The sequence below is a fragment of the Rugosimonospora acidiphila genome (assembly GCF_039543385.1).
GTDB lineage: Bacteria > Actinomycetota > Actinomycetes > Mycobacteriales > Micromonosporaceae > Rugosimonospora > Rugosimonospora acidiphila.
Genome location: NZ_BAABJQ010000002.1, coordinates 299,587 through 309,293, shown reverse-complemented (window position 1 = coordinate 309,293; position 9,707 = coordinate 299,587). Strand labels below are relative to the sequence as shown.

Here is a 9,707-nt window from a genome sequence, read left to right as displayed (position 1 = left end):
CCTCATGTTGGACCGCAGCGGAGCGAGGATCCAGCATGAGTGAGCAGAGCCGGATCACGGTGGTCGGTGACCGCCGGCGCGTCGATGTCGCGGTACCGTCCTGGACCCCGATCGGGGAGTACGCGACCCGCCTCGCCACCATCTGCGGCCAGGAACACAGTGACGTGATGCCGCCGGTCTGGTCGCTCGCGGTGGCCGGCGAGGCCGCTTTCCCGCTGGACAGCGCGCTGGCCGACGTGGGCGTGGTGGACGGCCAGGTGCTCTACCTGCGCGACACCGCCCGGGAACCGGCCGAGGCGCCGGTGGTCGCCGAGGTCGATGAGGTGGTGGCCGAGCAGACCCAGCGGTTGCGGGGGACCAAACTGCACGCGGGCCCGGCGACTATCGCCGCCGGTCTGCTCTGGTTGACCGCCGCCGCGGTGGTGACCGCGTGGCGCACCGGTGGTGGCGCCGGCGCCTCGGGCGCACTGATCGTGGCCGGTGTGCTGCTCATCGGTGGCGCATGGGGTCTGGCTCAGCAGCGCGACGTGGTTGCGCACGCGCTGCGCCTCTGCGTGGCCCTGACCGCGGTGCCGATCGTGGCGGCCGGCGGCCTGCTGGCCGGCCGTATTCTCACCACCGACGGATACCCGTGGGAGAGTGGCCTGATCGGCGCCAACCTGGCCGGGCTGCTGGCGTTCGCGACGCTGCCCGAGGGTGCGCTGCTCGCCGTCCAGATCGAGCTCCTGCTGGGCCTGGCGACGGCCTTGCTGATCCGGGGGCTGGCCGCGGACCGAGTCGGCGCGGCCGCGGTGACCGCCGTGGTGGCCATGAGCGTGCTGGCGATCGCCCGCCGGTTGGCCGCGTTCGTGGCCTCGTGGAGCCGGCGCCGCCAGCAGGGCCGCCGCATCTCGCGCAACGACCTGACGGTGGAATTGGTCGGGCATTCCCGCCAGGTGCTCGCGGTGGTGCTGGCCGGGCCGGCCGCCGCACTGGCCGTGTCCCTACCGATGCTGGCCGCGTCGCGCGGCCCGTTCGCGCTGGCCCTGACCGCCGCGGTCTGTCTGGTGCTGCTGGTCCGGGTCCGGCACTCCGCGTTCACCAGCGAGGTGGTGGCGATCGGCGCCTCCACCGCGATCGGGTGCTTCGGCCTGTTGATGGCGATCGCTCGGGAGCTCGGGGTGGGGCCCGGCGGGATCGGTACGGTCCTGGTGCTGGCCGGCATTGTGGTGGTGGGCTTCGGCGCCGCGCTGTGCCTGCTGACACCGAAGGTCGGCAGTGAGCCGCCGCGCGGTCCCGGCAAGCCCGGCCCGGTCCGGCGCTCCACCATGGACGTATTCGGTGTGATCGCCACCATGGCGATGACCCCACTGGCAATGGGCGTGTTCGGTGTCTTCGGCAAGCTGCTCACGATGGGCCGCACGATGTTCTGACGCGTGCCCGCGCACGGTCCGAGCAGATTCTCGAGGAAGCCCTGAACGCGGAAGATTCCTCACCCGTCGTACCGTGCGTGACGAGTCGTCGGAACCTTTCGCGCGCCTGGCGTCAGCTGACCGCCGCCCGGCGTGGCCGCCTGGAGCTGACCGCCCTGGGCGTGGTCGTCGTCCTGCTGGCCGGTGTGGCCATCGGAGTGCCGCCGGCCATCGCGGACGCACAGAAGATCACCGGCAAGCCGGTACCGGCCGACGAACTGACCTCGGTCGTGACAGCCTCGCTGTCGTGCCCGACGCTCACCTCGGCACGAGTGGCCGGCCAACTGATGGCGCTCACCGGTTTTATCGACACCGCCACCGGTTCCGACCTGGCCGGCGTGACCGACACCGACTGGTCCGACTGGAAGCCGGCGGCGGACGCGCAGCGCGACGACCCCGAGGCCAACATTCTCGCGCTCGGTCACCAGACCTGCGAGATGGTCGGCCAGTTGCGGGCGGCCGGCCTGGACGGCGACCTGTGGGGTCCGGCAATCGCGGCCCAGCGCGGCGGCATCGACGCGGTCATCAAGGCCAAGGGCGTTCCCGACGCGCAGCAGACCTTCGTCAACCAGGCCACCGGGTATGCGGCCTGGTACGCGGACCAGCCCCAGTTCGATGTCGATGCCGCGCCGTCACCGCAGCCCAGCGGGGCGCCCACCGCGCCCGTAGTCACCGTCACCGCGCCGTCCGACCTGGTCCGCGCGATCAACGCGGCCGGCAGCATCTGCCCGGAGGTCACGCCGGCCCGGATCGCCGCACAGCTGAAGGCCACCTCGAACTTCAACGCCAACCTGCACACCGACAACGGCGACGGGATCGCCCAGTTCAGCACCAACATGTGGAACGAGTACGCGAGCGGCAGCCAGTCCGTCTGGAACGCGAACCAGTCGATCGCCGTGCTGGGCTCCGCGATGTGCGACCTGGCCGGCCAGTTCTCCGGGTTCGTCGGGTCCGACCCGTACACTCTCGCGCTGGCCGCCTTCCAGTGGGGGGCCGACACCGTCCGGCAGGCCGGGGGCGTGCCCGAGAGCACGGTGACCCAGCTGACCAAGGCCGTGCAGGAGTACATCCCGGTCTTCCGCAAGGACAGCCAGCTGAACCCGAGCACCAAGGCTTCGCCCTCACCGGGTGCGTCGGCGTCACCGTCGGGCACGCCGTCGGCCAAACCGCCGGCCTCGGCCACGGCCAGGCCGTCGCGCACGGCCAAACCCAAAGCCAAAGCCACGGCCACTGCCACGGCCACGAAGAAGGCCACGCCAGCTCCGCCGGCCAAGCTGCTCTACGACCCGTCCAAGACGTACCAGATCAAGGACGGCTGGGCCGGTGCGATCCTGGATCTGCCCGGCGACAACGTGAGCACGCTGCCGTCCGGCACCCGGGTCCAGCTCTGGACCAACCAGCACGCCCCGGACCAGTACTGGAAGATCTCGGCCGCACCGGCCAGTGGTTACGTGATCATCACGGACAACTTCCTGCACAAGTCGCTGGCGGTGGAGAACGACTCGGTCAGCAACGAGTCGAAGCTGATCGTCGAGGACACCGACAAGGCGGACCCGAACCAGCAATGGAAGCTCACCGCCTCCGGTGACGGCAGCAAGGTCTGGATCACCAACCACCACTCCGGCAAGGTGATGGACCTGCTCGGCGACGACCTGGGCGCGCCCAACCCGGACGGCACCTGGAACGGCTACCTGGTCGAGCAGTGGGACTTGCAGACATACGCCAAGGATCAGCGCTGGTTGCTGGTGGCTTCCTGACCCCTGCGGGACCAGGACGGTACCCTCCGGCGATGCGGGTGCTGATAGTCGAGGATGACGCCCAGGTCCGGGCGGCCGTCGCGGCCGCGCTGCGATCGGCCGGGCTGGCCGTGGACGAGGCGGCTGACTGGGCGCACGCCGACCTGAGCCTGACCGTCAACGCGTACGATTGCCTGATCCTCGACCGCATCCTGACCGACGGCGACTCGGCCGGCCAGCTGTACGGCCGCCGGCAGCAGGGGATGACCGTGCCGGTGCTCATGCTGACCGCGCTGGACGACGAGCACGATCGGGTGGGCGGCTTCGAGGCCGGCGCAGACGATTACGTGGCCAAGCCGTTCTTCACCACCGAGCTGGTCCAGCGGGTACGCGCACTGTGCCGGCGCGGAGGCGTCACCCGCCCGGCCATCCTGCGGGTCGGCGACGTGGAGATGGACACGGCCCGGCGTGAGGTTCGGCGTGCCGGCGTGCTGCTCATCCTCACGCCGAAAGAGTTCGCCGTGCTGGAGATGCTGATGCTCCGGGACCCGGCGGTGGTCAGCCGCGCCGACCTCATCGAGCACTGCTGGGACGAGCTGGCCGACCCGGCCTCGAACGTCGTCGACGTCATCGTCGCGCAGCTCCGTCGCAAGCTGGGCGAGCCCGCGCTCATCGCCACCGTGCGCGGCGCCGGCTACCGCCTGCTCTCCGTGCCGTGACCGTGGCGGACCGTCGGCGCCGGCCGATCCCGCTGCAGACCGCGGCGCGGCTGGCGGCGCTGCGGGTCTGGCTGACCGTGCTGCTGCTGGTTCTGAATGTGGCCGGGCTGGCCGGGATGGGCGCGGTCGCGCTGGTCATCGACGGGCAGCAGCGGGCCCAGGTCGAGGCGGCGGAATTGCAGCGCACGGCCAGCACGGCCGTCGCGCTGTTGTCCTACGATTCGGCCGCGCTGCATCTCGACAACTTGTTCACCGATCCGGCCGCCCAGGGCTCGACCGGCGTGTTCGTCTATGAGGGCATGCGTACGGATGTGACGTTGGTCTTCGCCCATCCGGCCGGCCTTCCGGTCATCGCGCCGGCCGCCCTGCTGGCTCCGGCCCGTCAGGTGTGGAAAACGGGCGCAGACCTGAGCCTCCAAGTGTCGGACGTCGACCACGATCGCGTACGCCTGCTCGCCGTCCCGTTTCGCAACGCCGTCACGCAGAACGTGGCCGGAACCGTGGTGGTGGCCGGCGACCCGCGGCCGGGCCAGCGGGCCCATCACGAGCTGGCCCTGGGGCTGCTGATCGGCGGGGCCGTCTTCATGGCTGTGGCCGGCGTCGGCGGTCATCTGCTGGCCCGGCGCGGTACCCGGCCCGCGGCCGACGCGCTGACCCAGCAGGAACGATTCCTGGCCGACGCCGCGCACGAGCTGCGCACCCCGCTCACCGTGATCCGGGCGCTGGCCGAGGGCGCGCTGTCCGACCCCGACCTGGCCCGGCGCCCGCAGACTCTCAAACAGGTGCTGGGCTCGGCCGAGCGGCTGTCCGACTCGGTGGACGCGCTGCTGGTCCGGGCCCGGCTGGTGGCCGGCCTGCGCGAGTTGCAACGGCAGCCGTTCCGGCTCGATCAGCTGGCCGAGGAGGTGGTCGCCGAAATCGTCACCGAACCGCACGTCGCGGTCGTGGACACGGCTCCGGCGGTCGTCAACGGCGACCCGACGCTCATCCGGATGGCCCTGCAGAACCTGGTGACCAACGCGATCCGGCACGGCCGGATCGGGGCTGCGCCGTGCGAGCTGATCGTGACGGTACGGCCGGGCGAGGTGCGCATCGAGGACCGGGGGCCCGGCCTGCCCGACTGGTCGCTGGACGCCTCACGACCGCGGTTCCGGACCGGGGCGGCCGACGGTGTGGGACTGGGCCTGAACATCGCCGCCTGGGTGGCCGCGGAGCACGGCGGCAGCCTGCGCCTGGGCACGGCCGCGGGCGGCGGCGCGGCGGCCGTGCTCACCCTGCCCGAGCTCAGTGACCGTCATCGAGGGAACCGTCCGGCCTGACCAGCCACCAGCTGCCGGCGATGCCTCGGCCGCCAGTGTCGCCAGGGGTACGGTCGCCGGCATACTCGTACAGCGGCCATCCACCCAGTGTGAGCTGCGTCCGTCCATCCGGCCGCCGGTACGTGCCGACCAGCTCCCGGTTGATCCCCTCCAGCCGCAGGTTGGGTGCCGAGGGGACCGGCAGCCAGAGATCCGTACAGCTGCCGGTGCAGACCGATCGGGTGGGCGACGACCGGTCGAGCGCCGACCGGTACAGCACGTACCCGCGCCCGTCGATCACCACGTCACCCTCGATCTTCGTGGCCACCGCGAACAGCCCGGACACCCGGACGTACGAGGGCGCCGGTGTCGGTGTCTCGACCGGCACCGTGGACTCGACGCAACCGCTCAGGAACAGCGCGGCGACGACCGCGACCGGAATCAACGCACGGTTGACCAACATCACGAAAACCTCATCCTCCCTCGTTCACCATGTCTCAAAGCGCTCGCGCAAGGGAGGGTGACATGCGTCGCACGGCCACTTCGGCAGTCGTGGCTCTGCTTGTGCTGTCCCCTCTGGTCGGGTGCGGGGATCGGGCCGACGCGTTCGGAACGACGGCGGTGGGCCGCTGCAACGCTCAGATCGCCGTCTTCGGGCCCCTCACCGGTGCGTCTGCCAACCTCGGGCGGAACCTCGAAGACGGCGCCCGGCTGGCCGTCGACCAGTACGACGCCGTCCACCCGGACTGCCGGGTCGGCATGGTGGACTTCGACTCGCAGGGCGACCCGAAGCAGGCCGCCGGGCTGGCCCAGCAACTCGTCGCCCAGCCGCGGATCCTGGGCGTGGTCGGGCCGGCCTTCTCCGGTGAGGCCGACGCGGCCGTGCCGCTGCTGAATCAGGGCAGGGTCACCAGCATCACGCCGTCGGCCACCGAGACCAGCCTCAGCGCCCATGGGTGGTCCACGTTCCACCGCCTGATCGGCAGCGAGGCCGTGCAGGGCCCGGCAGCCGGCCGCTACCTCGCCACCGTGCTCAAGGCGCGCAAGGTCTTCGTCATCGACGACGGTTCGGAATACGGGCACGGCCTGGCCACCGAGGTGATGAACGTGCTGGGGGAGCGGGTGGTGGAGTCGGGCACCGTCCTGGCCGGGCAGGACGACTTCGCCACGATCGTCAGCCACATCAAGGCGGCCGGCCCGGACGCCATCTTCTTCGGCGGGTACTACGACGAGGCCGGCCTGTTGCTGCGCCAGGTCCGGGCGGCCGGTGTGACCGCGACGTTCGTGGCCGGCGACGGCGTCAAGGATGATGGCTTCCTGACCCGGGCCGGCCTGAACGCGGCGCAGAACGCCATCATCACGTGCCCGTGCCGCCCACCCGAGACGCTGCCGGCCACGTTCACGTGGGCCTACCGCGCGGCGTTCGGAGGGCTAGAGCCGGGGACCGACAGCGCCGAGGCGTACGACGCGGCCACGGTTCTGCTTCGGGGGATCGGGTCGCGCCACCTCAGCCGGACCTCGCTGGCCGCGTACGTCCGCAGCTACGACCAGCCCGGCATCACCACCACCATCCGGTTCACCGCAACGGGTGAGCTGGTCGGCTCATCCGTCACCGTCTGGACCTACCGGGTCCGGGGCGACGCCATCGTGGCGGACCGTCCCATTCCGTAGCTGAGCCGAAGGGCCGCCGCCATGACCGTTACCGCCGTCGTCCCGCCCGTCGATCTGTCCCGGTCCCGCCCGCGTCCGATCGTCGAGCCGGTCCCCTCCCGCCTGCCCACGCCCGGCACGACCTCGACCGCACTTGCCCACGCGCCGGTCGGCCAGCACGGTCTGGCCGAGGCCGTTCTCGCCTGGCAGCACCTGCGTCCGCGCGGCGCGGAGGCGGAACGTTTGGCCGAGGCGATGGCTCGGGGCGCGACCGCCCCCGCGTACCTACCCATCGCGTATCCGGAAAACGATCTTGTCGCCACCCGCCTGGTCCGCGTCCTGACCGGCCTCACCTGGGCGTTCGTCGCCGATGGTCCTGAGCGCCCCTGGGTCGGTGTGGCCCGCGCCGACTACCACCGGGTCGGCCGCGCCCTGACCGGCACGTGGCGTCGCTACCGCCGTGACTTCACCGAGCTCCCGGCCACCGCAGCCGACCCGACGGCGGCCGTGGCGCTGTGGCGGATGGCCCTGCTGCTTGGCAACGCCACCGGCGGCAGAGCGTTCGTGCTACACATCCCCGTCCGGTACGCCGCCGACATGCTCTGCCAAGCCGCCCACACCCTCGGCGTCACCGCCGCGACGGACCCGTGCCCCCGTGGCCGCCGCACGGTTACGGTATGCAGCGCCGCCGACGTTCGCCGCCTCCTGACCCTTGCCATCTAGCCGTAGTCGCAGGTTAGGGGCACTCCAGGATGGCCTGCGCGACCCAGCTCAGGATCTCCTGGTGCGCCGGCCAGGACCGCATCAGCCGGTTCATCCGGCGTACCCAGTCGGGCCGCACGTGCCCCTCGCGGGGCAGTTGGTCCCTGTGCCTGGCGATCTCGACCTTCAGCTGGGGCTCGGTCATCGTCTTCGCGATCAACTTTGCGATCGAGGACAGGATGGCCTGGCTGACCGAGTCGTTGAGCCCTTCGCCGGCCACCGTGGCCAGTTGCGACAGCACCTCCGTGAAGGTGTTGTCGTCCTGGGCCTGTGGGTCCGGGTGCCCGATGTTCAGCAGCGGCTCGATGATCTCGTCGCCCCGGCCCCCGTTCGCGCGGACCACGTTCAGTGCGGCCTCGCCCTGCCCCAGGACGGCCAACTCCACCAGGGCTCCATGCGCGTCCTTGGTCGGTACCCGCGCAACGGCGGCCTGAACCTCGGCACGGCGGGCCGACGAGTTCGCCATGATGCTGTCCAGGCTGGCCTCGAGCGCCGCCAGATCGCTCAGCGGGGTGGTCAGGAACGAGGAGACGGACCGGCTGGGCACCGCGAAGGCCGGACGGCGGTCCGGAGCGGCGCCGCGCGCCAGCAGACCCGGGGTCAAGGTGTCGGCAGACTCGGTGTGCCCGGCCTCGCCCGGCTCCCGGAGCACCCACCAGTTGCCGAGGTTCAGTAGGCCGGCACCGGCGCCCGGACCTCGCTCGCCCAGCGCCGCCGGGGGCGTGGGCGTCTGGTACAGCACGGAGACCTGGTACAGGTCCAGGATGTCGACCAGCGTGGCCTCCGACCCCGCGACCGGCCGGTCCGGTTCGGCGCCGCGGGTGACCACGACCGGCATCTGCCCGTTCAGGCCGACGAACGCCTCCAGGCGCTCGCGCAGCAGCATCAGCTGATCCGCCTGCGGAGCCTCGCCAGACCGCCGTGCGCCCAACACGATGACCGGCTGGTCGATCTGCTCGGCGGCCTCGGCAATCTTCTGCATCAGGCCGGCCGGCTCATCGGCGACGGAGCCGATCACCTCGATCGCCCGGGGGCTGTCACCGCTGGTCCAGCCGAACAGTTCCACACCCGCCGGGCGGTCGCCCGACCGCGACCCGCTGCGCTGGGGATCGACCCAGGCACGGGCGAGCGAGTCCAGCCGCTGCGCCACCGTCAGGGACTCCGGCAGCATCGCGAGGCTCACCCGGGTCGGATCGGTGGGGAGGCTGGCCGCCCACGAGGTTCCGAGATCGATGACGGACACCCCGTTCGGGTCGCGCACGGCCAGGTACACCCGGGCGTCGTCGCCGTCCTCCACCGCGACCAGCCCGTGGGTACCCACGGGCGCCCGCTCCATCCGGTAGAGCAGGTCCACGTACCCGTCCAGCGCCTCGCCGGCGACCCCGGCCAGCCCGAACACCTCGTCGAACCGGCCGTCGAGGCCGCGGACCACGTCGTCGATGCCGTGCCGGCGCAGCGCCTCCGCATGCGCGTTGTCCACCAGTCTGGCCGGCAGGCCCAGCTCCACGCCGTGGTCGACGAACGCGATCCGGCCGGACAGGTACGGCTTCGCCGCGATGATGGCCATCGCCTCATCCGGCTGGTCGGCAAACGGGGGTCGGCTGATCAGGCTTCTCGTGGGGACGACGCGGACCACGTCGCCCGTGCCGGGCGCGGTCATCGTTCCCGAGTCATCCAGATCGATGACGCGGTGCGCGGCCAGTGGGGGCTTGGCCTCGCGGTTGGCCGGCAGGTTCGACGCCCGGGTCTGAACCGGGACCCCGAGCAGGTCTGCGCGTTCGGCCAGCGACACCAGATCGGTCGGTTCCGCGGGCGGTCTGGTCTCCACCAGCCGATCCAGCGACTCGACCGGTCGCAGTTCGAGGAACCGCCGCACCAGCGCCGCGCCGGGTGCGAGGTCGACCAGGGAGAACTGCGAGACCGCCGGCATCGACAGGCCCGGGTCCCGCGCGAGTACCCGGGTGTCCCCGGACCGGGGCGGCTCGTTCAGCAGAAGCAGCGCCGTTTCGCCGACCACCGTGCGGCCGTCCCCGCACAGGTCACTCAGGCCGAGCCCGAGCAGCGGGAGCGTCGTCGTCATTGTGCCTCCAC

At 71.6% G+C, this 9,707-nt stretch carries 8 protein-coding genes; 6 read left to right on the top strand and 2 right to left on the bottom strand.

Features of this window, described 5'->3' with window-relative positions; genetic code table 11:
• Positions 1 to 35: 35 nt before the first annotated feature.
• The 4 genes from ABEA87_RS04310 to ABEA87_RS04295 all read left to right on the top strand — a co-directional run bounded on the left by ABEA87_RS04310 (position 36) and on the right by ABEA87_RS04295 (position 5,225).
• Entirely contained in the window at positions 36 to 1,412 is a 1,377-nt protein-coding gene (locus ABEA87_RS04310) for an EsaB/YukD family protein (RefSeq protein WP_345626228.1), read from the top strand.
• A 77-nt stretch (positions 1,413 to 1,489) separates the two neighbouring features.
• Entirely contained in the window at positions 1,490 to 3,208 is a 1,719-nt protein-coding gene (locus ABEA87_RS04305; RefSeq protein ID WP_345626226.1) for an RICIN domain-containing protein, read from the top strand.
• A 32-nt stretch (positions 3,209 to 3,240) separates the two neighbouring features.
• Positions 3,241 to 3,906 carry a response regulator transcription factor gene (locus ABEA87_RS04300; RefSeq protein WP_345626224.1) on the top strand — a complete coding sequence of 222 codons (666 nt, stop codon included), beginning with the start codon at positions 3,241 to 3,243 and terminating at the stop codon, positions 3,904 to 3,906.
• Positions 3,903 to 5,225: a sensor histidine kinase gene (locus tag ABEA87_RS04295; RefSeq protein ID WP_345626222.1), complete on the top strand. Its 1,323-nt coding sequence runs from the start codon at positions 3,903 to 3,905 to the stop codon at positions 5,223 to 5,225. The genes ABEA87_RS04300 and ABEA87_RS04295 overlap by 4 nt, the downstream gene beginning before the upstream one ends.
• Here ABEA87_RS04295 and ABEA87_RS04290 read toward each other — a convergent pair.
• The gene (locus ABEA87_RS04290; RefSeq protein ID WP_345626221.1) at positions 5,191 to 5,667 is read right to left on the bottom strand and encodes a COG4315 family predicted lipoprotein; all 477 of its coding nucleotides are present in this window, start codon (positions 5,665 to 5,667) and stop codon (positions 5,191 to 5,193) included. The two genes, ABEA87_RS04295 and ABEA87_RS04290, sit on opposite strands and share 35 nt — an antisense overlap.
• Positions 5,668 to 5,729: 62 nt before the next feature.
• On the opposite strand from ABEA87_RS04290, the gene ABEA87_RS04285 reads away from it, so the two are divergent.
• Both ABEA87_RS04285 and ABEA87_RS04280 read left to right on the top strand, forming a co-directional pair.
• The gene (locus ABEA87_RS04285) at positions 5,730 to 6,875 is read left to right on the top strand and encodes a branched-chain amino acid ABC transporter substrate-binding protein (RefSeq protein WP_345626219.1); all 1,146 of its coding nucleotides are present in this window, start codon (positions 5,730 to 5,732) and stop codon (positions 6,873 to 6,875) included.
• Between the two features lie 21 nt (positions 6,876 to 6,896).
• The gene (locus tag ABEA87_RS04280) at positions 6,897 to 7,577 is read left to right on the top strand and encodes a hypothetical protein (RefSeq protein ID WP_345626217.1); all 681 of its coding nucleotides are present in this window, start codon (positions 6,897 to 6,899) and stop codon (positions 7,575 to 7,577) included.
• 13 nt (positions 7,578 to 7,590) lie between these two features.
• On the opposite strand, the gene ABEA87_RS04275 is transcribed toward ABEA87_RS04280, so the two are convergent.
• Entirely contained in the window at positions 7,591 to 9,696 is a 2,106-nt protein-coding gene (locus tag ABEA87_RS04275) for a hypothetical protein (RefSeq protein ID WP_345626215.1), read from the bottom strand.
• Positions 9,697 to 9,707 lie beyond the last annotated feature (11 nt).

Excerpts from the sequence above, each read along its gene's own strand:
- ABEA87_RS04310 (WP_345626228.1), top strand. The coding sequence starts at position 36 with ATGAGTGAGCAGAGCCGGATCACGGTGGTCGGTGACCGCCGGCGCGTC.
- ABEA87_RS04300 (WP_345626224.1), top strand. The coding sequence starts at position 3,241 with ATGCGGGTGCTGATAGTCGAGGATGACGCCCAGGTCCGGGCGGCCGTC.
- ABEA87_RS04290 (WP_345626221.1), bottom strand. The coding sequence starts at position 5,667 with ATGTTGGTCAACCGTGCGTTGATTCCGGTCGCGGTCGTCGCCGCGCTG.
- ABEA87_RS04285 (WP_345626219.1), top strand. The coding sequence starts at position 5,730 with ATGCGTCGCACGGCCACTTCGGCAGTCGTGGCTCTGCTTGTGCTGTCC.
- ABEA87_RS04280 (WP_345626217.1), top strand. The coding sequence starts at position 6,897 with ATGACCGTTACCGCCGTCGTCCCGCCCGTCGATCTGTCCCGGTCCCGC.
- ABEA87_RS04275 (WP_345626215.1), bottom strand. The coding sequence starts at position 9,696 with ATGACGACGACGCTCCCGCTGCTCGGGCTCGGCCTGAGTGACCTGTGC.